This window comes from Pseudomonas sp. IT-196MI5, from assembly GCF_949767415.1.
GTDB lineage: Bacteria > Pseudomonadota > Gammaproteobacteria > Pseudomonadales > Pseudomonadaceae > Aquipseudomonas.
The window spans coordinates 1-22,851 of record NZ_CATKPZ010000028.1 but is presented as its reverse complement, the minus strand read 5'-3'; the positions used below and the strand labels follow the sequence as shown (position 1 = coordinate 22,851).

At 58.9% G+C, this 22,851-nt stretch carries 20 protein-coding genes and 4 pseudogenes; 16 read left to right on the top strand and 8 right to left on the bottom strand.

Going from position 1 to position 22,851, the window contains the following annotated elements; all coding sequences use genetic code 11:
- Window positions 1-3 precede the first annotated feature (3 nt).
- Window positions 4-903 carry a DMT family transporter gene (locus ACM6IK_RS17940; RefSeq protein ID WP_414875409.1) on the top strand — a complete coding sequence of 300 codons (900 nt, stop codon included), beginning with the start codon at window positions 4-6 and terminating at the stop codon, window positions 901-903.
- Window positions 904-1,226: 323 nt separating this feature from the next.
- On the opposite strand, the gene ACM6IK_RS17935 is transcribed toward ACM6IK_RS17940, so the two are convergent.
- Window positions 1,227-2,459, bottom strand: coding sequence for an MFS transporter (locus tag ACM6IK_RS17935; RefSeq protein ID WP_414875408.1), 1,233 nt, complete (start codon window positions 2,457-2,459; stop codon window positions 1,227-1,229).
- Window positions 2,460-2,594: 135 nt separating this feature from the next.
- Between ACM6IK_RS17935 and ACM6IK_RS17930 the strand changes: the two genes are divergently transcribed.
- Complete coding sequence (locus ACM6IK_RS17930; RefSeq protein WP_414875407.1) at window positions 2,595-3,053, top strand: winged helix-turn-helix transcriptional regulator; 459 nt, start codon at window positions 2,595-2,597, stop codon at window positions 3,051-3,053.
- Between the two features lie 15 nt (window positions 3,054-3,068).
- Here the strand turns inward: ACM6IK_RS17930 and ACM6IK_RS17925 are convergent, their stop codons facing one another.
- Window positions 3,069-3,986, bottom strand: coding sequence for a LysR family transcriptional regulator (locus ACM6IK_RS17925; protein ID WP_414875406.1), 918 nt, complete (start codon window positions 3,984-3,986; stop codon window positions 3,069-3,071).
- Window positions 3,987-4,181: 195 nt separating this feature from the next.
- On the opposite strand from ACM6IK_RS17925, the gene ACM6IK_RS17920 reads away from it, so the two are divergent.
- Entirely contained in the window at window positions 4,182-4,622 is a 441-nt protein-coding gene (locus tag ACM6IK_RS17920; RefSeq protein ID WP_414875405.1) for a DoxX family protein, read from the top strand.
- A 54-nt stretch (window positions 4,623-4,676) separates the two neighbouring features.
- Here the strand turns inward: ACM6IK_RS17920 and ACM6IK_RS17915 are convergent, their stop codons facing one another.
- Both ACM6IK_RS17915 and ACM6IK_RS17910 read right to left on the bottom strand, forming a co-directional pair.
- On the bottom strand, window positions 4,677-5,747 hold the full coding sequence (locus ACM6IK_RS17915) for a threonine aldolase family protein (protein WP_414875404.1): 1,071 nt from the start codon (window positions 5,745-5,747) through the stop codon (window positions 4,677-4,679).
- A 113-nt stretch (window positions 5,748-5,860) separates the two neighbouring features.
- Complete coding sequence (locus ACM6IK_RS17910; RefSeq protein ID WP_414875403.1) at window positions 5,861-6,676, bottom strand: AraC family transcriptional regulator; 816 nt, start codon at window positions 6,674-6,676, stop codon at window positions 5,861-5,863.
- Between the two features lie 158 nt (window positions 6,677-6,834).
- On the opposite strand from ACM6IK_RS17910, the pseudogene ACM6IK_RS17905 reads away from it, so the two are divergent.
- A pseudogene (locus ACM6IK_RS17905) lies at window positions 6,835-6,942 on the top strand (pirin family protein); the annotation flags it as partial.
- 95 nt (window positions 6,943-7,037) lie between these two features.
- Here ACM6IK_RS17905 and ACM6IK_RS17900 read toward each other — a convergent pair.
- Window positions 7,038-7,493, bottom strand: coding sequence for a glycine zipper 2TM domain-containing protein (locus ACM6IK_RS17900; RefSeq protein ID WP_414875402.1), 456 nt, complete (start codon window positions 7,491-7,493; stop codon window positions 7,038-7,040).
- A 249-nt stretch (window positions 7,494-7,742) separates the two neighbouring features.
- On the opposite strand from ACM6IK_RS17900, the gene ACM6IK_RS17895 reads away from it, so the two are divergent.
- The 3 genes and pseudogenes from ACM6IK_RS17895 to ACM6IK_RS17885 all read left to right on the top strand — a co-directional run bounded on the left by ACM6IK_RS17895 (window position 7,743) and on the right by ACM6IK_RS17885 (window position 10,254).
- The gene (locus ACM6IK_RS17895; RefSeq protein WP_414875401.1) at window positions 7,743-8,564 is read left to right on the top strand and encodes a transporter substrate-binding domain-containing protein; all 822 of its coding nucleotides are present in this window, start codon (window positions 7,743-7,745) and stop codon (window positions 8,562-8,564) included.
- Window positions 8,561-8,731, top strand: a pseudogene (locus tag ACM6IK_RS17890) (amino acid ABC transporter permease); the annotation flags it as partial. The gene ACM6IK_RS17895 and the pseudogene ACM6IK_RS17890, both read left to right, overlap by 4 nt.
- A gap of 125 nt (window positions 8,732-8,856) precedes the next feature.
- Window positions 8,857-10,254: an LLM class flavin-dependent oxidoreductase gene (locus ACM6IK_RS17885; protein ID WP_414875400.1), complete on the top strand. Its 1,398-nt coding sequence runs from the start codon at window positions 8,857-8,859 to the stop codon at window positions 10,252-10,254.
- Window positions 10,255-10,413: 159 nt separating this feature from the next.
- Here the strand turns inward: ACM6IK_RS17885 and ACM6IK_RS17880 are convergent, their stop codons facing one another.
- Both ACM6IK_RS17880 and ACM6IK_RS17875 read right to left on the bottom strand, forming a co-directional pair.
- Entirely contained in the window at window positions 10,414-11,586 is a 1,173-nt protein-coding gene (locus tag ACM6IK_RS17880; RefSeq protein WP_414875399.1) for a DUF1624 domain-containing protein, read from the bottom strand.
- A 269-nt stretch (window positions 11,587-11,855) separates the two neighbouring features.
- A pseudogene (locus tag ACM6IK_RS17875) lies at window positions 11,856-12,630 on the bottom strand (transporter).
- A 535-nt stretch (window positions 12,631-13,165) separates the two neighbouring features.
- Here ACM6IK_RS17875 and ACM6IK_RS17870 point away from each other — a divergent pair.
- The 8 genes from ACM6IK_RS17870 (at window position 13,166) to otnI (ending at window position 21,441) form a co-directional block, all read left to right on the top strand.
- Window positions 13,166-14,665 carry a DUF1254 domain-containing protein gene (locus ACM6IK_RS17870; protein WP_414875398.1) on the top strand — a complete coding sequence of 500 codons (1,500 nt, stop codon included), beginning with the start codon at window positions 13,166-13,168 and terminating at the stop codon, window positions 14,663-14,665.
- Window positions 14,666-14,951: 286 nt separating this feature from the next.
- Window positions 14,952-15,080 (top strand): hypothetical protein, encoded by a 129-nt coding sequence (locus tag ACM6IK_RS17865; RefSeq protein WP_414875397.1) that lies wholly within the window; start codon window positions 14,952-14,954, stop codon window positions 15,078-15,080.
- A gap of 30 nt (window positions 15,081-15,110) precedes the next feature.
- Window positions 15,111-15,542, top strand: coding sequence for a DUF1254 domain-containing protein (locus tag ACM6IK_RS17860; RefSeq protein ID WP_414875396.1), 432 nt, complete (start codon window positions 15,111-15,113; stop codon window positions 15,540-15,542).
- Between the two features lie 574 nt (window positions 15,543-16,116).
- Complete coding sequence (gene ltnD, locus ACM6IK_RS17855; protein ID WP_414875395.1) at window positions 16,117-17,022, top strand: L-threonate dehydrogenase; 906 nt, start codon at window positions 16,117-16,119, stop codon at window positions 17,020-17,022.
- Window positions 17,023-17,032: 10 nt separating this feature from the next.
- Window positions 17,033-18,331, top strand: a complete 1,299-nt coding sequence (otnK, locus tag ACM6IK_RS17850; RefSeq protein WP_414875394.1) for a 3-oxo-tetronate kinase — start codon at window positions 17,033-17,035, stop codon at window positions 18,329-18,331.
- A gap of 8 nt (window positions 18,332-18,339) precedes the next feature.
- Entirely contained in the window at window positions 18,340-18,978 is a 639-nt protein-coding gene (locus ACM6IK_RS17845; RefSeq protein WP_414875393.1) for an aldolase, read from the top strand.
- A 189-nt stretch (window positions 18,979-19,167) separates the two neighbouring features.
- Window positions 19,168-20,628: an SLC13 family permease gene (locus ACM6IK_RS17840; RefSeq protein WP_414875392.1), complete on the top strand. Its 1,461-nt coding sequence runs from the start codon at window positions 19,168-19,170 to the stop codon at window positions 20,626-20,628.
- Window positions 20,629-20,649: 21 nt separating this feature from the next.
- Complete coding sequence (otnI, locus tag ACM6IK_RS17835) at window positions 20,650-21,441, top strand: 2-oxo-tetronate isomerase (protein ID WP_414875391.1); 792 nt, start codon at window positions 20,650-20,652, stop codon at window positions 21,439-21,441.
- A gap of 44 nt (window positions 21,442-21,485) precedes the next feature.
- Here otnI and ACM6IK_RS17830 read toward each other — a convergent pair whose 3' ends face one another.
- Window positions 21,486-22,307: a DeoR/GlpR family DNA-binding transcription regulator gene (locus tag ACM6IK_RS17830; protein WP_414875390.1), complete on the bottom strand. Its 822-nt coding sequence runs from the start codon at window positions 22,305-22,307 to the stop codon at window positions 21,486-21,488.
- A gap of 86 nt (window positions 22,308-22,393) precedes the next feature.
- Between ACM6IK_RS17830 and ACM6IK_RS17825 the strand changes: the two are divergent.
- Window positions 22,394-22,851 (top strand): annotated as a pseudogene (locus ACM6IK_RS17825) (hypothetical protein); the annotation flags it as partial.

Sequence of the window (22,851 nt, the reverse complement as noted above, 5' to 3'; positions counted from 1 at the left end):
TCAATGCAATCTACTTTCAGCAAAGGCGTCATGTTTGCACTCTCCGCTGCGGCACTGAACGCAACGATCGGTGTACTCAGCAAAGTACTCATGAGTAATGGTTTCACCGCTAGCAGTGTCGCTGTCATCAAGACCGTACTGGGTTGCGTACTTCTCTCGATCTTACTGTTTTTCCTCAAGCGCCCGGCGACGTCGACCAAATGGACTCAGGCGGCTATCTGCGCATTCCTTGGCATCTTTGTGCTGTTCCATTTCGAAACGTCCGCCTATCGACACTACGCTGCGGCCGGTGTGGTGGTGGTGCTGATGGCCAGTGCCTCGATTTCCTCGATCATTCTGGGGCGCATTTTCCTCAAGGATGCCATCACCGCGAACGCGACCGTGGGCGCCGCACTGGCTATCGCCGGGATCGCGGTGATCTTCGGCGGCGACCTGCAGCAGGGCTTTACCCTGCAAGGTGCTGCGCTCGCCTCCATGGCCGGCTGCGGCTATGGGGCCTTTTCGGTTGCCATGAAGCGTATGGGTGTGTCGGGGGGGCTGCACTTCACCCGACAATTGTTGTTCTTTGGCAGCCTGTACCTGCTGATGCCGGCTGCGGCCGATGGTTTCGCGATGGGCGAGCTGTCGCCGCTGGCGATCGCCGCACTGCTGGCGCTGGCCACGCTGCCGACCATCCTCGGCTTCTTCTGCACCACCAAGGCCATCGAGTATCTCAAGCCATCCCAAGTGCAGGCGCTGGAACTGACCGAGCCGCTGTTCGCCGCGCTGCTGGCGTTTGTGGCGCTCCATGAAGTACCGCGCGAAAGCCTGTACGCGGGGGCGGCACTGATCATCGTCGGCCTGTGTTTCTCCAATGAACTGATCCGCTTGGGCAGCAAAGCATCCGTCCCTTCGACCGAGTGAGCTCTTTTCGGATCCTGATTACTTTAGCAATCAGTGGTTTTCAAGTGTTTTGAGCGACTGACCGCTCCTGGCCGATTTCTGCCTGATGAGAAGGGCTGCAACCGCCTCATAGCTGACCACCATCCAAATCGTGTGAGCTAATGGCGAAAGCTTGGGCACGGAAAAGACCCCACGCTCGAGCCGTGCCCGGAAGGTCTCCAGATCGTGCAATTGTCACGATGGGCATCGCTGAAAACGCTTGAGCACCGCATTGAGGGCGCGCATTCCATACAAACTGACGCCAGGACCCGAGACGATGAGAACAACTGCGAGGTGTCGGGTTTTCATACGGATCTTCCATGATGGATCGTTGAGAATCGCAACGTAAAAAACCACAGCACCAGGGCAGTCGCGCTGATCGAGGCGCCCAGCAGGCTGACGGCTACCCAGCCCCATAGCGCATAAACCTGCGTCGCAGCGGCAGCGCCCAGTGCACTGCCCACCGAGTAAAAGCACATGTACGCACCGACCATGCGACTTTGCGCGTCGGGTCGTGCCGCAAAGACGAGGCTCTGGTTGGTGACGTGTACGGCTTGCACGGCGAAGTCGAGCAGGACCACCCCGCAAACCAGGGCGATCAGTGACGTCTGCGCAAACGCGATGGGCAACCAGGACAGCGTCAGGATCGCCAGCGAAATGCCCGTAACTCTTTGCCCCATACCTTGATCGGCCCAGCGACCGGATCTTCTGGCAGCCAGAGCGCCAGCGACGCCGGCCAGGCCAAACAGGCCGATGACCGTGTGTGACAGCGACAGCGGCGGGGCGCTCAACGGCAGCACCATGGATGTCCACAGCACGGAAAAAGCGGCAAAGACCAGCAAGGCCAGCAGGCCCCTGATGCGCAAGACCGGTTCGGTCATGAACAGCGTGAAGAGCGAGCGGATGAGTACCGGGTAGGTGTATCGATTGCGTGGCGTCACTGCGGGAGGCAAGACTTTCCAGAACACTGCGGCGAGGATCAGCATCAGTCCCGAGGAAACGAAATACACGGCGCGCCAGCCCGCCAGATCGGCGATCAGCCCGGAGGTGAATCGCGCCAGCAGTATGCCCAGGACAATGCCGCTGGTGACGGTTCCCACGGCCTGGCCACGCTGCGACGGTGTTGCCAGCACGGCGGCATAGGCCACCAGCACTTGCACCATCACGGCCAGCAAACCCACAACGATCATGGCCCCCAACAGGGTCAACCATTGCTGTGCTGCGCCGACCCCCGCCAGCGCAATCGCGGACAGCAGCACTTGAGTCAGAATCAGCCCTTTACGGTTCAACAAGTCACCCAGCGGGACGATGAACAGCAACCCCAGCGCGTAACCGACCTGGGTAGCCGTCACCACAAACCCGATCATCGATGAGTCCACGCCCAGGCTCTGAGCCATTGAATCGAGTAAGGGTTGCGCGAAATAAACGTTGGCGACTGCCAGTGCGCAGGTGACCGAAAATAAACACGTGAGTGATGGTGAAAGCCCCGAAGCCTGCGTGACGAAAGGCTGGGTGGTTGAGTCGGCATCTGCTGTCACATGAGCCTCCGTGGCGCTAAACTGGTTTCAATTTAAAACTTGATTCAATTGTTGTCGAATCAGGTTTCAAATTGCAACCACATTGCTCAGGATTCGACGACAGGCTTGGCAGTCCTTATCCAAAAGGTAAATACGATGGTCGAAGACGCTTCATCGCACAGCAGCGAATGCCCGGTAGCACGAACACTGGAGGCCATTGGCGATCGATGGTCGCTCATGATCATTCGCGACGCGTTTGACGGCATTCGCCGATTCAGCGAATTCCAGAAAAGCCTGGGGGTGGCCAAAAACATCCTGGCATCGCGCCTGAAAGCGCTGGTTGAGGTCGGTGTATTCGACGTTCAACCGGCGTCGGATGGCAGTGCCTACAAGGAGTACGTCCTGACGGAGAAAGGACGGGAGATCTTTCCGGTGGTGGTCAGCATGAGGCAGTGGGGCGAACGTTTCCTGTTCACGCGGGAAGAGCCCCGTTCTGTGTTGTTGGACAATGCGTTCGGCCAGTCCCTGATGCCGATAGAAGTTCGCTCCTCGAGCGGTCAAAAGCTCGGGCCGTCCGATTGCCACAGAGTGAGAGTGGTTGCCGACGAGTCGTGAATCGACAAGTGACCCTCAAGCGGATGCCTCCTGCGCCGAGCTTTGTTGAACGAATCGCTCGATCAGCCATCTCGCGGCCGGTCCCGGTGGCAGATCGGTGCGGTAAATGACGTCAAAGGCATAAATCCCGCTCTGGTATTCCGGCAGGTTCAGACGTACCAGCCGACCGGCCTGCAGGTCTTCCTCGACCATCGGACGGGGCATGTTCCCCCAGCCAATGCCTTCACGCAGCAGCATGTACTTGGCGCCCAGGTCCGCCAGGCGCCAGGTGCGGTTACTGAGTACGCCGAAATCCTTGTCCTTGGTCAGCCGCGAGCGGTCGGACAGCACCAGTTGCGTGAACTCTCGCCCGGCGCCGGGAACATTCACATCGCTTGATGCCAGTGGATGATTCGGCGCCGCCACCGGAATCAACTCGACGCTGCCGACGCCAATTCTTTCGATACCGTCGATGCCCTCGTTCATCGGGCCACTGACGCCGATGATCGCGCCACCGTTGATCACCAGATCGGTGACGGCGCCGAGCGCTTCCATATGCAAGTGCAGGGCAACCGTAGGGAACTCTTCGCGAAAGGATTTGAGCGCATCCACCACGCGCGCGGGGGGCAGCATGACATCGAGCACCACGTGGACTTCGGCCTCTAGCCCCTGAAGCAAGCCTTTGACCTTGGCGCGTAGTCCATGGATACCGTTGGCAATGGTCCTGGCTTCGGCCAACACGGTGCGACCGGCATCGGTGAGCTGGGGTTTGCGGGTTGTCTGGCGGTCGAATAGCGACACACCGAGCTGCATTTCAAGGTTGGCGATCGAGTAGCTGATGACCGAAGTGGCGCGGTGCAGTTTTCTGGCGGCCGCCGCAAAACTGCCGACTTCCACGACCATCAGGAACACGCGCAGTTGGTCCAGTGTCGGTGTGCCCGGGTCAGAGATCATGTCTATTTCCTTGAATCAGACGTCGCTTGGCAAATTGCACGATTGAACTCCATTACCGGTTACATGGGACAGCTTTTCTAATTTATCGAATCTAATGATCTAAATTAGTCGGCTATTCAGATTAGCTGATGAAGAGCAATATTTCCTCACCCGGGCGGTTCTTGTCGAATCGCACCCAATTGAAGGAAATACCCCATGACGACTTCGGCAAACATCGCTCAAACAACCACCTCTGAACAGAGCCGTTCCGACGTGACACGAGCCTCGGCCTCGTTGATCGGCCGCGTACTGCTCAGCGCAATCTTCATCCTTTCCGGTATTTCCAAACTGGCAGCTCCCGCCATGATGGTCGGCTACATCAGCTCGGTCGGGCTTCCGCTTCCACAATTGGCATTGGCGCTGGCGATCGTTGTCGAGATCGGCGGTGGCCTGGCATTGATCGCCGGTTATCGCACCCGCACTGTTGCCGGCGTCCTGGCAGTGTTCAGCGTGTTCACCGCACTGGCTTTCCATAACGCACTGGGCGATCAGAACCAGTTCATCCACTTCTTCAAGAACATCGCGATGGCCGGTGGCCTGCTGCAGGTCGTGGCCTTCGGTGCCGGTCGCTTCAGCCTCGACGCGCGCCGTCGTTGATCCCCCCGCGCTGCGAAGGCTGGTCCCTCGCAGCGCAATGCTTTTCTCCCTTCCTTACTCGTGTACCCGATCAAGCGCTCGCCGCACCTGATTCAACAGGTGATCGACATCCTCGGCAGTGGTGGCGAACGAGGTGACAAAGCGAACGATGTTGGGTCCCCAGCGATCATGGTAGAAGCCGAACCCGGCCTTCAGCAGTGCTTCGATGATTGCCGGGTCCAGCCGACAGAACAGGATGTTCGCCTCAGTGCCACCGAGCATTTCAACGCCGCTCAGGCCGGCAAGTCCCTGTGCCAGGCGCTGGGCCGCGGCGTTGGCCTGGCGTGCATTGCGCAGCCAGAGGTCGTCGGTCAGGTACGCATCGATTTGCGCTGAAAGGAAACGCATCTTGGAAAAGAGATGGCCTGCGCGCTTGCGCCGGTAATTCATTTCGGCTGCGAGCGAGGTATTGAACAGGACGATGGCTTCCGCCGCCAGTGCACCATTCTTCGTGGCACCAAACGACAGGGCATCCACCCCGGCCTTCCAGGTCATCTCGGCGGGGGAGCAACCAAGCGACACCAGGGCATTGGCAAATCGGGAGCCATCCATATGCAATCCAAGGGCAGATGACTGGCAGACGTCACCGATGGCTGCGATTTCGTCCAGGGTGTAGATGCTGCCGACTTCGGTGGCCTGAGTGATGCTGACGCAGGCGGGCTGGGTCGTGTGTACATCGCCGACTTTTTCGCGAGTCCGCTCGCGCAGTCGGACGATGTCCAGCTTGGCCGCCGGGCCGTCGACGGTCATCAGCTTCGCACCGTTGGAAAAGAACTCCGGCGCGCCGCATTCATCGTTGTTGATATGACTGGCCGGGTGGCAATAGATGTTGCCCCAGGGCGGCGTCATGGTGCTCAGGCACAAGCCGTTGGCGGCGGTGCCGGTGGGCACCAGAAAGACCTCCACGTCTCGCTCGAAGATCTCGCAGAACTTGCGCTGGACCTGCGCCGTCAACGCGTCTGTTCCATAGGGACTGGCCTGGCCCGTGCTGTGTTTCACGATGGCTTGTGCCACCTCCGGCGATGCGCCAGCGATGTTGTCGCTTGAAAAACCCAGCGTGGGCGGTCTGTTTGTTTCACCGTTCATCATCCATTTCTCGGCTGTGCAGGCGAAGGTGTTTCGCCCGTATTGGCGCATCCTATGGAGAGGGAAGGTTGTCGCGCTTGTAAAAAATTGACGGCCGCCTGATGGCCGACGCCCTATGTCCTGTAGCGCGAGGGTGCAACGCCGAATGCCTGTCGAAAGGCGCGGTTGAAATGGCTTTGATCGTAAAAGCCGACGGCGTGGGCGACCTCGATGATCGGTTGCGCGCTGTGTGAGAGCAGGCCACAGGCCCGTTCGAGACGCAGGCGAAGCAGCCATGCGTGCGGCGTCATGCCGATGGTCCGCTTGAACTGCTTGAGGAACGGGAACCGGCCCAACCCGCACAGGCCAGCGAGATCATCGAGGGTGATTCGCTGATCGATGTGGCTGAAACAATAGTCCCTGACGCGAGACCATTGCAGGGGTGATAGTGTGCCCGTAATCGTTTCGGGCCTGGTCGCCCGTGACTGGCTCAACAGGTGTTCAAGGAGGGTGATCCATTGCGTCTGTACCGCCAGGCTGCCTGGCCCAACGGCCTGCTGCATCGCGTCATGCAACCCGCGCAGGTTACCGGCAAGCCCCGCGTCTTCCAGCAACACACCGGTCAATTCAAGCTCTCTCGGTTGACCGCTGATCTCCTCGGTCAGGCTCGCGACCAGCGCCTGGGACAGACGGAATGTCTTGAGCGTATAAGCGTCGCCGCCCTCGGGCACACCATCGTGGATTTCACCCGGCGGCATCAGGGCAATCCTTCCCGGACCTAAAAGATACGACTCGCCTTTGGATCGATGACGCTGGATGCCTTCGGTGACCAAACCAACGTGGAAATCGAGGTGGTAATGGCGATCGAAACCGGTGTCCACAAAGCGAGCGGACCCCAGCACCAGGCCTGGTACTTCGGATACGTGATGATACTTGGCATGCTCAGTCATGAAACCCGTTCAACAATCGGCGAGGAGGGCAGGGACCACAAAGTCTAGGGCCACCAGTGGTATAGATCCATGGGCATCGACTGCCGCTCGCTACGGGTGCACCGCTGGTGCGTGCGACGCATTCAACTTCTCGATCACCAGGTCGATGAAGGCCGATACCGCAAGCCTTGCGTGCGGGAGAGGCGAAAATTGCCGAGATTGGCGTTCGGTTGCGCGAGTACCTGAAAAAGCCCAACGGGTCAGCCAGCGTACCGGTATTCAAGTAGCCCATGCCCCATGACCCATGGCGGCGCGCCATTCGAGTCAGGATTGCGCGCCGTCATGGATCATGGGGCGGATGTGCAACGTCCAGTCGCCGTCACTAACCTTGTGGCACCACCCGCGCTTCGTTTCCGGAGCCCTCGACATAAACGTTCATGCCATTTGTCAGCCCCGGGTTGATCGGCTGGGTCACCTGAACCAGTACGCCGCTGTGGGTGCGAACGATGATCTGCTGTGCGTCCATGGGCTGATCATATTTTTTCTTTTCGACGTAGTTGCCGCCTGCCGCGCCAGCCAGGGCACCGGCGACCATCGCCACATCCCGGCCGGTACCGTGGCCGACCAGGCTTCCCAGGGCCAGACCGCCAATCCCCCCCATGATGGCGCCGACACCGCTATCGTGATTGGTCTGCATCTGGGTCTGTGTAATCTGCTCGATTTTCCCCGAACGAATTTCCTTCTCACCAGCGCCTCCGCTCCCGGCGCCAACCGCGGCACAGCCGCCAAGCACTAATCCAAGAAACGTAACCGTTACCCAGGAAGCAATAGTTTTCATCGTCAAACTCCATTTTCAGAGGAAGTGAATCATGCAAACGCATCCATTCACGTTAGACGAAGATGCCTGATTCGCTCGGTTGTTTGGCTGCGCAAAGCGCTTGCCACGAAGGGTCAGCGGTGCAAGCGCCTGGACCGCTCGATCCGATATAGCTTGAATGTAGTCGCATATTCCATAAAGGAAGTACAAACAATTTTTATAGTACGATTTAATCTATTCAGCATTTTGAATCGATTGGAGCACTTGTCTGTGAACACGAAGGCGCTTTTAACTTTTGGCTTGGCATTACTGGCTACAGGCTCGACGGCTTTCGCTGGCCCCATACTGGATCGCGTCACCAGCAGCGGGGAGCTGACTGGCGTTCTGATGGAAAGCTATCCGCCATTCTCCTTTCTCAATGAACAGAACCAACTGGACGGGTTTGACGTGGATGTCGCCAAGGCCGTTGCGCAACGGCTGGGGGTGAAGCTGAAGTTGCAAACACCGTCCTGGGATGTCATCGCTGCCGGACACTGGAACGGACGATATGACATCTGCGTCTGCTCGATGACCCCGAGCAAGGTACGGGCCGAAGTGTTCGACTTCCCGGTGGAGTATTACCAGTCCCCGGCCGTGATCGTGGTGAATGCCAAGGACCAGAACATTGTCACGGGCAAGGATCTGTCAGGTAAGAAAGTCGGTGTGATCAGTGCGTCGACCTATGAAGCCTATTTGAACAAGGATCTGCTGATCGAGGGCGCCGAGGACAAGCCGTTGAGCTATCCATTCGACAGCGTCCAGGTTGCGCCATACGACAACGAAACCGTGGCCTTCCAGGATCTGGCCTTGGGCACGGGCGTGCGCCTGGATGCCATGGTCACCAACCTGATCACTGCTCGCGAACGCATCGCCCAGGATCCTCGCTTCAAAATTGCCGGCGATGCGCTGTATGCAGAGCCCAACGTGGTAGCGATCGAAAAGGGCGATCCGCAATGGAATGCCAAGGTCATTGAGGTCGTCACCCAGCTCAAGGCCGACGGCACCTTAAGCAAGATTTCACAGAAGTGGATCGGTGCCGACATCAGCCAATGACAGCCCTCAATCCACACCCGGCCAAGGCGGCTGTCGCCCCCGAAACCGAGACGCGTCGTTTCAGCCAGCTAGTTGGTTTTCGATCTCGCCTGTATTTGACCTGGGCAGTGCTGTTCGGCCTGTGCGTCATGTTTTTCATGAGCTTCGATCTGAAGTTCTCGATCATTCGTTATCTATTGGCTCCTGTCCATTGGACTGGAGTTGATACAGCACCGACTTGAACGCCACTACGGCAAAGGTTTCAAGCATCAGCGCTGACCCATCCGCTCAATGACTTTTTACAGGTACTACGATGTCCGATCCAAAACCTCTGTTGTTTGCGTTATACGAGCAAGCCAGTGTCGGCTGTGGCGGCGCGCCAAGTCTCTGGACGCACCCGGCTGACGAACGACTGAGCATCAACTCGCTGGGCTACTGGTCAAACCTGGCACGCATCGCCGACCAGGCTCATCTCGACATGCTGTTTTTTGGTGATGTGCTGGGTTTCTACGATGTGTTTGGCGGTAATGCCGACGCGGCGATGAAGTGGGCGGTGGAAGCCCCGGCCAACGATCCGTTGATGATCATCCCGGCATTGGCCGCCGTGACGGAAAACCTCGCCTTCGGCGTCACTGTCACCACCAGTTATGAACATCCTTTCACCCACGCCCGGCGCTTCAGCACGCTGGATCACCTGACCAATGGCCGGGTCGGCTGGAACATCGTCACCTCCTACCTGACCAGTGCCGCTCGCAACTTCGGCCTGGAGCAGATGATCAGGCACGACGATCGCTATGAACGCGCCGATGAATTTCTCGATGTGGTTTACAAGCTCTGGGAAGGCAGCTGGGCAAGCGATGCCGTGGTGGCCGACAAGTCTCGCCAGGTCTATGCCAAGGGCGATCGGGTGCGACCGATCAACCATGTTGGCGAGCATTACCGGGTGGCCGGGCCGCATTTGACGTCCCCGTCACCGCAACGCACACCGTTGCTGATCCAGGCAGGTTGGTCAGGCCGTGGTCGCGAGTTTGCGGCCAAGCACGCCGAACTGATTTTCATCGCCAAGTCCAACCCGCTGGAGATTCGCCAGGGACTGGAAGACATATGGACGCAGGCCAGGGCGCGGGGGCGTCACGCCGGGGATGTCAAATCACTGACCGTACTGCGCATCGTCACGGCCAGGACCGAGATCGAAGCCCAACGCAAATATGACGAACTGCAAAGCAACTATCACTTACAGGCACAACTGGTGAGTTATGCCGGTGATACCGGTATCGACATCAGCCGCTACGCGGACGGTGACGCGTTGTCGACTCACACCGAAGGCATGACCTCCTATGTGATGCGTCCCGATGGCAGTGGCAAGCCCTTGACCGCCGGTGATGTCAAACAGCGCTTTGCCAAGGTCACCCGGGGCAGTGACCTGATTCTGGTGGGAACGCCGCAACAAGTGGCCGACCGGATCGAAGAGCACGCCCGTATTTCCGGCACCAGCGGCTACATGCTCAACCCGCTGATCAGCCCGGGCAGCCTTGAGGACTTCGTTGAACTGGTCATTCCCGAACTGCAAAAACGTGGTTTGTATCGCACCCAGCCCCAGAGCGGTACTTTCCGCTCGCGGTTACGGGACGATGGTGCCAACCATTTACCTGATACTGCTTACGGCGCCTCATTCCGCTTTGATAAAGGTTTTCAGGACGGGACATCTTGAAAAAAAGGGGCTCTCCAGAGGCTAATGCCAGTCAGTTATACGTTTGAACACCGCAAACCTTGTGGGAGCGAGCTTGGTCCGGGCGGCGCTCCCACAATGTCCAGGGTTTAACTGACAGGCACTACTCTCCAGGCGCCCCTTTTTGAGCAAATGTCCAGATCAGAAATATTTAAGCCATCCGATATCGCGACGGCGTGCCTTCAATGCCGCGAACCAGCGCACGGGTAAATACAGGGATAAAGCCAGGAGCACCGCCGTCAGCCACACCGCCCAAATGCTGTCGAAACCGAAAAAAGTCCCCTGGTTCAATCCAAACAACGCCACGCCGACCAGATACAGCGCCTTGAGTACGTAAAGGTGCAGCAGGTAGAAGAACATCGGCGCCGCTCCAAAGACTGCCAAGGAATTGACCCACTTGCGTTGTTGCGCCCGTTCCAGGGCACGAAGCAGTAACAGGCCCACTCCCAGCGTCAGCGAAAGGAACAGCAGGGAAGGTGGGTATTTTGTGATGTTGAAGAAGCTCATGAGGGTTTGCGTGAGGCCTTCATGGGCGACCCAATGCGCCTCGCCATAACCATTGACGGCTCGCAATGTAACAAGTCCGATCAATGTCCCAACCCCTGCAAGCAGCAAAGTACGTTGACGCTCTGCGGCCAAAACCTGGCCAGCAAACCAGGGACCGATACTGTATCCAAGGGCGATCACACCGATCCACGGCAGTACGGGGTAAGAGGTGCGCAGACGCAAGCTGTCGGAGAATTCGATCCAGCCGCGATCATGCAGAATCGCCCAAGGTATATGCATGGGCGAGCCTGGCGCGAAGTGCACATTATCCAGCAGGTTGTGCCCGGCCACGATCACCAGACCCAGGCAGCACAGAATGGTCCTGGGTAACCAGACCAGCCCGGCCAGGGCAATCATGCAGATGCCGATGGCCCAGATCACTTGCAGGTAAATTGCCGCAGGCGGGAACTGAAATGTCCAGGCGAAATTCACCAGGGTGAACTCCAGCAGTACCAGGAACAGACCGCGTTTGAATAAAAAGGCTGACACATCGCCCTTGCCCTGGTGCTTTTGGCCGTACAGGTAAGCGGAAAGTCCAGTGAGCAGTATGAAAACCGGGGCACACAAATGGGCAAGTGTGCGGCTGAAAAACAGCGCCGGCTCAGTGGATTCGATGTCCATCGGGTCTGTTACCTGACGGTGCAAAAAGAACGTTTCGCGCACGTGATCCAACAGCATGAGCAGGATGACCAATCCCCTCAGGGCATCAATGGACAGCAGGCGTTGGTTCAAGCGTGTGATGGGCGGGATGTGAATAGAAATGGTCATCGAATGTCGCAAGCAGGGAGTGAAGGGTTCTGCCAGGGGCGACTGACAGCGTATATGTTCATAAGTTATAACATAACGAACTCACCAAAGGCGACCGCCTGATTGCGTGATAGCTGTCTACCGAGACGCCTTCAACTCAGGGAATGCGTCCCGCAATTGCATTCGACCTGACCAGTGATTGCAACGGATTTGACCGGCACGCTTTGTAACCACGATCGGCGGAGTACGGCCAAAAGCCGCCGCTTGAATAGTTGTACTCAACATGGCACTCACTTGGGGAACAACAGCGTAAACGCCACCCGAAACCCCCAGCCCTCTGCGCCGTTATCCGGGCTGTCGACCCAATAACGCGGACCCGCTTGCAGGGTCATGGGCTGGTGGCCCACTTTGAACAACTGGGTCACGAACAGGTTGATCGGTACGGACCATTCCTTAGTCTGCCAGTCGTAGGTGGACTCGGTATTGATGCCAAAGGTGGTATAGGTATGAGTGGTGTAGCTGAAGAAGGGTTGCAGGAAGGTCTGGTTAACCTTGTCCTTGTCATCCGGCGGGCTGTCTTCCAGCGACCAGATGTGGTTGGCGAGAATGCCGCGGGTCCAGCCATCGTGTTGTTTGAGCGCAACCACAGTGGGGCCCAATCCCCATTGTTCACTGCTGAGCAGTTCGTCGCTGCCGGTGGGCAGCAGCAACGCCGGCCCAACCCCCCCAGATCCAGCCGCTGGCCGTCGGCTGCTTGGGTGAAAAGAAGAAGCTTTGGGTGGTGTCGCCCACCCCCGACTTGTCGGCAATCCCGCCGGACACCAGACCATGCTGATCGATGATGGGGAGAATGGTGCGGGAAATCAGGTTCCAGTCCTCATTAATGCTGAAGGGGAGCACCGGCTGAATGTTGGTGACGCTCTGGTAGCCCTCGCCACTGGGACCGAGTTTCTGGTTCCAGTTGTATTGAATCGGCAGACTGTACAGCGCAGCGACCGGGTTCAGGGATTGTTTGGCCAGTTCCGCCTGGCTATCGACGGCGAAGCCCATTTCGGGCCAGGCCATCGCCAGGGAAATAAAAAGTGCAAGCTGAAAGCCTTTGTTCATTGCCTGCTCCTTTCTCGAAATTGAGAACCTGGACTACCACGTCGTGGTTACAAGGCTGAGGGTGAGTCTGACGCAATCGAGTCTAGATCAGGTTTCTAAACTATGTTCGAGTGGGTGAAGGCTCCTGTCTCTAGTCAATTGACTTGAATCATATGAACGGAAACTGCGATCAGTCACTTCTAACTGGCGGTATTAATAACTGCGGGAGGAACGCTGGCATCGTTAGACCAATTCAGAGTATGGATTCTTCAGAAAACTTATATCGCAAACCCACAAAAGTTATAGGCACCTTGCCTCTGTTATTGCCGGCGAACATCCCGGTTGCAGTGTGGGGATGTGAACTACAATCCCACCTACCATGGCAGTCTAATATCGCATTCAAGTTGTTCCCTTCACTCACCAGGGATAGTCAAAAGCTACACTTTTGCTGCTCCCTTAATACAGCGTCAGGTGGCATAACGGCTTTTCAGGTACGGAGCCGAATGGAGGATCGATGAAAACCGCCCGCATATTACACTTCGCGGCAACTGCATTCCTTGGCGTGCTCGTCTTTAGCGCTGTTTACACCAGCACCCATGCAGAGGAACAAACACCTGATACCCTCAATACCCGAATTGGCAAGCTCAAATACGAGGTCGGCTACCCGAGCAAGGAAACCTCGCAGAAACTTTATGATGAAATGGATTTTCAGCGAGCCACTCAGGCCTATCTGTGGTCCTTTCCGGCCGTGAGTTTCGCCTCGGTGAAGGCCGGTTTGTTCCATGATCTGGGGGCGACCTACAACGACATCGTGCTCTGGGAGAACTTCCTCGATAGCAAGGCCCTCGTCCTCACCGGCAACAACTCGACGATCTACGCCGTCAGCCAGATGGATCTGAAGGACGGCCCGGTCGTCGTCGAAGTTCCCGCGGGCCCCACCGCGGGCGCGTTCGCCGATCTCTGGTTCGAGACGTCGGGGGTTGGACACCTCGGCCCGGACAAGGGCAACGGCGGCAAGTACCTGCTCGTGCCACCGGGCTATCAGGGTGAGCTACCGAAGGACGGTTATTTCGTTGTGCCTTTCAAGACGATGGATGCCAACTTCTTCATTCGCGGCATCGTGATCAAAGGGGACGTGGCTGGAGCCGCCGACATGATCGCGAAGTCGCGAGTCTATCCCTATAGCGAGCGTGCCAATCCCAAGCCTGGCAAGGTTCTTCGCGTCACGGGCAAATACGCCAATACGATCGAACCCCAAGGGCTCGCTTATTGGAAACTTTTGTCCGAGGTGATCGAGCACAATCCAGTGGCAGAGCGCGATCGCTTTTTCATGGCGATGCTCAAGCCGCTGGGCATTGAGAAGGGCAAGCCGTTTGCGCCGGATGATCGCCAGAAGCGCATCCTTGAAGAGGGCGCGCGTCTCGGTCATGCCATGGCGCAGAACATCGCCTTTGATTCACGTTTCGCCGCGTCCCCGGTCTATCCGGGAAAGCACTGGATGAACGTGTTTGTGATGAACACGCAGGGGCCGACTCAGCAGGAGTCCGAGTACTACTCCCAGCTCGACGAGCGGCTCAACTATCTCTACCTCGGCACCTGGCCAATCCACGCCATGAACCTGCCGGTTCCCTCCCAGGGCCAGCGGTATATCGAGGCGTTCAAGGACAAGGACGGCAACCCGCTGGACGGCTCGAAACACTACAAGCTGCACGTCCCGGCCAACCCGCCCGTCGAGAATTTCTGGTCCGTTACCGTCTACGACACCCTCACGCGCTCCATGACCATGAACAAGGCCAACAAACCGGCGATCCGTTCCAGCGCCGACAAGATCACCCAGAACGCCGATGGCTCATGGGACCTCTACTTCGGCCCGAAAGCGCCGGCAGGTCAGGAGAGCAACTGGGTGGATACCAGTGCGTCGAAGGGGTGGTGGGTCTGGTTCCGCTTCTATAGCCCGACGAAGCCGTTCTTCGACCAGAGCTGGCAGTTGCCGGACTTTGAACGCGTGAAGTAGCTCGTGAACGAAGCGCACTGGCATGAAACCAGCGAGAGGAAGCTCGTCGTTCGACAAGCGCGATTCGTACACGCCCGAGAATGCATGCGGAGGTCAATCCCCAGTCTGTTACCCGGACGATGGACGCGAGCCATCTGGCGGGGATGGATATGGCTGGTGCCTGCGCTCTCGATGATCGCCTGCGTCTATCTCACACTTCCTTGGTTTCGACTCTGACGGGGCTCGATTTCTGAATTGGGGTCATTCGCACCGATTTTGCCAAGTCCGAAAAGCGGGAGTCACTGACATGAACAGGCCTCTACTCAATACGTTGAACTGCGCCGCTGTCGTAATGACGCTGTGCATGGTGGCCATCGCCCCGCAGGCATTGGCGCAAAACCCTCAGCCACCCAGCCTCCAAGACTCCGCCGATTAACTTCTCTACCGCCGCGCGTTTGAGGTTGCCTTGTGGGCATTGCTCGCAGCGGACAGTTTTGCCACGCGCGAAGCAGTGTGGCGGGACTTGCATGGCAAGCCGAATGATGTGGCGATCAACACTAAGCCGATGAACTCGGATATCCACCTGATCGCTCTGCAGACCCAGACTCCGTATCTGCAAGGCGCCCTGGATTTGAGGGATGGCCCCATCGTGGTCGAAATCCCCGCTGCCATCACCGAGTCCCACCTCTACGGAACGATCTGTGACGCTTGGCAGCGTCCGTTTGACGGGATTGACGTTGGGAAGGATGGCTGGGACGGGGGTAAAGGCGCCAAATATCTTCAGTTGCCACCCGGCTACAAGGGAGATATGCCTACCGGGTACAAGGCCATGCCCAGCCGCACGTATCTTCAGAGTTTCCTCATTCGCTCGATCTCGACATGGTTTTCTCGCGGCTGATCTTGTCTGAAATGTTGCCCAGGAAGAAACCACCGATCCCGGTGGCCAGCAGAAACCAGGCAACCTCGCGGGTTGGCGTTTTTATTCCTGGAGCCCGTGTGCCGAAAGGTTATCGGCACCCGAGTGGTCATGTGCGACCGATTTCAGGAGAGGTAAAAGCCGTTCGTATATCAGCCATTCACGAGCCTGCCATCGCGGGTGGCGATGGCAGTGGGGGAGGTGTAGGAGCACCAGCTTTGCCTTTTGCACCTGCAGTGCGTTGTGAGCCTCTCACTACTTCTTCTTTCGGCACAGCGAAAGCCGTGTTAAAAAATGTTATTGGCAAAAAATACTTCACATAATCTGATCACTGGTAGATGATCTCCAGCAGCCGGTATGACAACCTGATAACAAGACAAAAACGGGATTGCCTTGATGTTCGATGAGATCGCGACTCACGTCCTGAATCACTGCACCCCTCGGCGGGCTTATCCGCGTGGTGCTGATTCTGTCTACCGCTGCCTTATTCACAACGCGGCCAACGTCTGTGCTTTGCAGGCGTTTATGCAGTCGCTGCTTTCCTCTGGAGTACCCCATGAATAACAAGAATGTCGGTGTGGTCGGTCTGGGCGCGATGGGGCTGGGCATTGCCCGCTCGCTGTTGCGCAGCGGTTTCAATGTGCATGCCTGTGATGTGCGCACTGCCGTAACAGAGCAGTTCGCCGGGGAGGGTGGTGTGGCTTGCCTGTCACCGTCGCACATGGCCGCTGAGTGTGACGTGATCATCACCGTGGTGGTCAACGCCGAGCAGACCGAGACCGTATTGTTTGGTGAGGGTGGGGCCGTCGCCTCTCTGCGGCCGGGCAGCCTGGTGATCGGCTGCGCCACAGTCGCTCCGACTTACGCCGTGGATCTTGGCCAGCGCCTGGCAGCAAAGGGCCTGCTGTATCTGGATGCACCGATTTCCGGTGGCGCGGCCAAGGCTGCCGCTGGCGAGATGACCATGATGACCTCGGGCCCGGCCGACGCCTACGCCAAGGCTGAGTCGATCCTCGCTGGCATGGCCGGCAAGGTGTATCGCCTGGGCGACGTCCATGGCCTGGGGTCGAAGGTCAAGATCATCAATCAACTGCTGGCCGGGGTACATATTGCCGCCTCTGCCGAAGCCATGGCGCTGGGCCTGCGTGAAGGGGTCGATGCCGATGCGCTGTATGAGGTGATCACCCACAGCGCCGGTAACTCCTGGATGTTTGAAAACCGCGTGCCGCACATTCTCAAGGCTGACTACACGCCGTTGTCCGCCGTGGATATCTTCGTCAAGGACCTGGGCCTGGTGCTGGATACCGCCCGGGCCAGCAAATTCCCGCTGCCGCTGTCGGCCACCGCTCACCAGATGTTCATGCAGGCCTCCAGTGCCGGCTTCGGTCGTGAGGACGACTCGGCGGTGATCAAGATTTTCCCGGGCATCGAATTGCCGACTGCCAAGCCTGAGCCTGTTTGAGGAACACCCCATGACTACTTCCACCGCACGCCCGCTACTGGGCTGCATCGCCGACGATTTCACCGGCGCCACGGACCTTGCCAACATGCTGGTGCGCGGCGGAATGCGCACCGTGCAAAGCATTGGCATCCCTAGCGCGCAAGTGGCTGCCGGGCTTGATGCCGATGCGATCGTCATTGCCCTGAAGTCGCGTACCACACCGGTCGCCGAAGCAGTCGAGCAGTCCCTCGCCGCGCTGGCGTGGCTGCGCGAGCAAGGCTGCGAGCAGATCTTTTTCAAGTATTGCTCGACGTTCGACTCCACCGCGGCCGGCAATATCGGCCAGGTCAGCGAAGCACTGCTGGCCGCACTGGGTAGCGACTTCACCCTGGCGTGCCCGGCATTCCCGGAGAATGGCCGGACGATCTTTCGCGGTCACTTGTTTGTGCAGGATCAATTGCTCAGCGAGTCGGGCATGCAGAACCACCCGTTGACGCCGATGACCGATGCCAACCTGGTTCGGGTGCTGCAATCGCAGACCCGCCTGAATGTCGGCCTGTTGCGCTACGACACGATTGCCCGTGGCGCAGAACAGGTGCGGGCGCGCATCGCAGAACTGAGGGCTCAAGGTGTCGGCATGGCGATTGCCGATGCCTTGTCCGACAGCGATCTGTACACCCTCGGTGCCGCCTGCGCCGATCTGCCATTGTTGACGGGGGGGTCGGGGCTGGCCCTGGGCTTGCCGGAAAATTTCCGTCGGGCCGGCAAACTGCGCGATCTCGACGCCTCGAAACTTCCGGCGGTGTCCGGCGGGGAAGTGGTGTTGGCCGGCAGTGCTTCAATCGCCACCAATGGGCAAGTGGCCGCCTGGCTCGAAGCCGGCCGGCCAGCTTTGCGGATTGATCCGTTGGCCTTGGCGGCGGGGGAACCGGTGGTGGCGCAAGCCTTGACCTTCGCCCGTGATAACGAGCAAACCGTATTGATCTACGCCACCTGCTCACCGGAAGAGGTCAAGTCGGTGCAACAGCAACTGGGCGTCGAGCAGGCCGGTAGCCTGGTGGAAAACGCCTTTGGCGAAATTGCCCAGGGTCTGCGCCAGAGCGGCGTGCGCCGCTTCGTGATCGCCGGCGGAGAAACCTCCGGCGCAGTGGTCCAGGCGTTGGGCGTGCAGCTGCTGCAAATCGGCGCGCAGATCGATCCAGGTGTTCCAGCGACTGTCAGCAGTACTGACGAACCACTGGCGCTGGCACTCAAGTCGGGCAACTTCGGTGGTCGGGACTTCTTCAGTAAAGCCTTGAACCAACTCGCCCGGGCCGGGGGTGCACAATGAGCTGTGCAATGAGCAACGAGAACGCCCTGCGCGAAGAAATCTGTGAGGTTGGCCGCAGCCTGTACCAGCGCGGATACACCGTCGGCAGCGCCGGCAATATCAGCGCGCGCCTGGATGACGGCTGGTTGATCACGCCGACGGATGTGTGCCTCGGGCGCCTCGATCCCGCGACCATCGCCAAGGTCAATCTGGCTGGCGAATGGGTGTCCGGCGACAAGCCTTCGAAGACTCTGGCGTTGCATCGCCAGGTCTATGACCGCAACCCGAATGTGGGCGGCGTGGTGCATACCCACTCCACCCATTTGGTGGCGTTGACGCTCGCAGGTGTCTGGCAGGCGAACGACATTCTGCCGCCGCTGACGCCGTATCAGGTCATGAAAGTCGGGCATATCCCGTTGATTGCCTACCAGCGACCCGGTTCGCCGAAGGTTGCCGAACAGGTCGCACAACTGGCCAACAGCGTTCGCGGGGTGATGCTCGAGCGGCTTGGGCCGGTGGTCTGGGAGAGCTCGGTCTCCAGGGCCAGTTACGCCCTGGAAGAACTCGAGGAAACCGCGCGACTCTGGCTGATGAGCAATCCCAAACCTGAACCGCTCGATCAGGCGACGCTGGACGAGCTGCGAGAGACCTTCGGTGCGCACTGGTAACGCGCGGGCGTAACACGACAGATCGATAACACAGGCTCTGCCCGGGAGACGCACAGGGACTCTCGACGGCCCCGGCTTGCCTGAAAAAACAATAACAACAGGAAATCCAGGTATGACTCTCTTTCACTGCGGCATGTTCAGATCCATTGGCTGTACCCTTTCATTTACCCGGCGTGGAGGGTGTGTGAAATGAGCCCGTTAATCCTGCTGATTACTGCCGGGGTGGGCATCGCACTGTTGTTGTTCCTGGTGCTCAAGTACAAGTTCCAGCCCTTCGTGGCGTTGATGCTGGTGAGCATTCTGGTGGCGCTGGTGGCCGGGGTGAAACCGGCGGATCTGGTCGCCACCATCGAAGGCGGCATGGGCAAGACCCTGGGCCATATCGCGATCATCATTGCCCTGGGCGCGATGATCGGGCGGATCATCGAGCTCTCCGGCGGTGCCGAGGCGCTGGCCAAGACCCTGATTATCCGCTTTGGCAACCGGCGTACGCCCCTGGCGTTGACGATTGCCGGCTTCATGGTCGGGGTGCCGGTGTTCTTCGAAGTGGGCGTGATCATCCTGATGCCGCTGGCCTATGGTGTTGCCCGAACTGCGCGTAAGCCGCTGTTGGTGTTTGCGCTGCCGATGTGCGCGGCCTTGCTGACCGTGCACGCCTTTCTGCCGCCACACCCGGGCGCAGTGGCCGCCGCCAGTCAATTGGGCGCGGACCTGGGCCGCGTGCTGATGTTCGGTCTGCCGCTCACCGCGTTCCTTTGCTATGTCGGCTACCGCGTGGCCGGGCGCATGACCCGTCGGGTGTATCCGATGACCGACGATATTCGTGCGGAAGTCTATGGTCCGCATGTTACCAACGAGGATCTGGTTGCCTGGTCCAACGGTAACGACAAGAGCGCTGAGCGAGCGGCTGAAGCCGTGTCACACATGGGCCTGGAAGAGTCCGTCAGCAGCATCGTTTCCAAATTGCCGCCGGCCCCGGCTCCAGGGTTTGGCTTGATCGTCAGCCTGATCGCGCTACCGATCATTCTGATTCTGCTGGGGACGCTATCCACCTCGTTGCTGCCGGCCGAATCGGTCCTGCGCGGCATCATGACCGTGCTCGGCGCACCGCTGGTGGCGCTGCTGATCGACACCTTGCTGTGTGCCTGGCTGCTGGGTTCGCGTCGGGGCTGGAGCCGCACTCAGGTGTCTGATGTGATCGGTTCGGCCTTGCCCGGTGTGGCCATGGTGATCCTGATTGCCGGTGCCGGCGGTGTGTTCGGCAAGGTGCTGGTGGACACCGGAATCGGTGCCGTGGTCTCCGATATGCTGCGCACCACCGGTCTGCCGGTGCTGGCCCTGGGTTTTCTGCTGACCATGCTGTTGCGCGCAGTGCAGGGTTCGACCACGGTGGCGCTGGTAACCACTGCCGGCATCATCAGCCCACTGATTGCGACCCTCAATCTCACCCCGAACCACATGGCCCTGCTGTGCCTGGCCATGGGCGGTGGCGGGCTGGCCATGTCTCATATCAATGACGCCGGCTACTGGATCTTCACCAAACTGGCGGGGCTGAACGTGGCCGACGGTTTGCGCACCTGGACGGTATTGACCACCTTGCTCGGCACCTTGGGTTTCTGTATTACCCTGTTGATCTGGCCTTTTGTCTAACCCTTTATCTCAGGAGCTACCATGCCTCGTTTTGCTGCCAACCTCAGCATGCTCTACCCGGAACATGAGTTTCTGGATCGCTTCGCCTTTGCGGCTGCCGATGGTTTCGAAGCGGTGGAATATCTGTTTCCCTACGACTACAGCGCGCAAGAACTCAAGCAGCGCTTGAGCGACAACGGCCTGGTACAGGCACTGTTCAACGCGCCGCCCGGTGATTGGGCGGCGGGGGAGCGGGGCACGGTGTCGTTGCCCGGCCGGGAGAGTGAATTTCGTAGCGGGTTTGATCGCGCCCTGGAATACGCCGGTGTGCTGGGCAATTCACGCATCCATGTGATGGCCGGGCTGTTGCCATCGGAAAGCGATCGCCCACGGCATCACGGCGTGTACCTGGAAAACCTCGCCTATGCCACCGCCGAGGCGGCCAAGGCCGGCGTCACCGTATTGCTCGAGCCGATCAATACGCGGGACATGCCTGGCTTTTTCCTCAACCGCCAGGACCAGGCCCAGGCCATCTGCAAGGAAGTGGGCGCCAGTAACCTGAAGGTTCAGTTCGATTGCTACCACTGCCAAATCGTCGAGGGCGACCTGGCCACCAAACTGCGTCGCGACTTCGATGGTATCGGCCATATCCAGATCGCCGGCGTGCCTGACCGGCATGAACCGGACCTGGGGGAAGTCAATTATCCCTATCTGTTCGAGCTGATCGACCAGTTGGGTTATGACGGCTGGGTAGGGTGCGAATACCGGCCGCGTGGCAACACGTCTGTCGGCTTGCAGTGGTTGCGCGACTGGAGAGCGCGTCAGGCGCTATAGAGGAGGGCGGCGATGGGCCCCGCCGGAAGCAGGAGCCTGTCGTTTCACGCCGGTGTATGGTCAGCCGGCAGCAACAGTTCGACACCCTGCTTGCGGATGCCATCGGCCGCGGCAGGGGTCAATGCGTCGTCGCTGAGGATGATGTCGAACTGCTCGAGCCCGGCGATCCTGTACATGCTGAAGGTGCCGTATTTCGAACTGCTGGCCACCAGCACCACTTGCGCAGCCGATTGCATCGCGGCTTGCTTGACCTCGACCTTCAGCGCCGAAGGCGTGGTGAGGCCGCGACGCAAATCCCATGAGCTGGTTGATATGAACGCGATATCGGTGACCACCTGACGCAAGGTGGCAACCGCCAGGCCGCCCACGCAGGATTGATTGGAGTGATCCAATTGCCCGCCGGTATGAATCACCGTGACATGGGGCGCGTCGATCAGTGCCTGGACAATGCCGAAGTCATTCGTCACCACGGTCATGCCGGACAGCGCCTTGATGTAGGGGACAATTTCCAGCGTGCTGGTTCCCGCATCCAGGTAAACCGTCATGTCGGCATGCAATAGCCGGGCGGCGAGCCTGGCCATGGCCTGCTTCTGCGGCAACTCGACCACCGCCTTGGTCTGATGGCTGGGCTCACTGTGCAGCTGGCTGGCAATCCGCACCCCACCCGTTACCGAGTAAGCACGACCTTCCTGCTCCAGCAATGCAATGTCGCGGCGTATGGTCATGTGCGAACAGTCGAACATTTCCATCAATTGATGAACGCTCAGCACCTGATGCTTGCGCAACTGGCGCAGCATCAATTCACGGCGCTGTTCAGGGATCATCGGTGCGCCGCTTTCGGCGGCGATGTCCTTTTGACTAGGCATTCGGGCTCCAGAATGAAGAAATCCGCAGACAAGGAAGGCGGGGAATCATAGTAGCGAATCTGCGGCCGGATCAGTAGCGGGAGGAGATGTCGAGCACATTCTTCTTTCGCTCGATCGGACTGGGGCTGGAGGATATCGCCATTGCCAATGAGCTTTATCAGTTGCATATGAAGAGCAACCGAGTAGAGGTTCAGAAGTCGTTCTGTCTATTTCAGCGTAATAATAAGGTTCTTCACGGAATTCCGGGGAACACCGATACCTGTAAAAACTGCGGTGCGGCGATCCGACTTGCCATCGATGGCGACCTTTCGGCCGAGCATTTACTTCCTGGTGTACATATCCATTGTTGCGGTTACGGCCACTATTGGTTCCGCCCTTACGGCGGGTCACTTGGAAAAGCCCCAAGTAACCAAGGGCTCTTGCCCCTGACATTCGGTGCCTCGCTGTGGCTCGGCATGCCCTCGCTCCGGTCCTGCTCCGTGGGCCCGCCGCGATCGGCCATCCATGGCCGTACGCGGCTAACCCGGCATCCATGCCGGGTTGC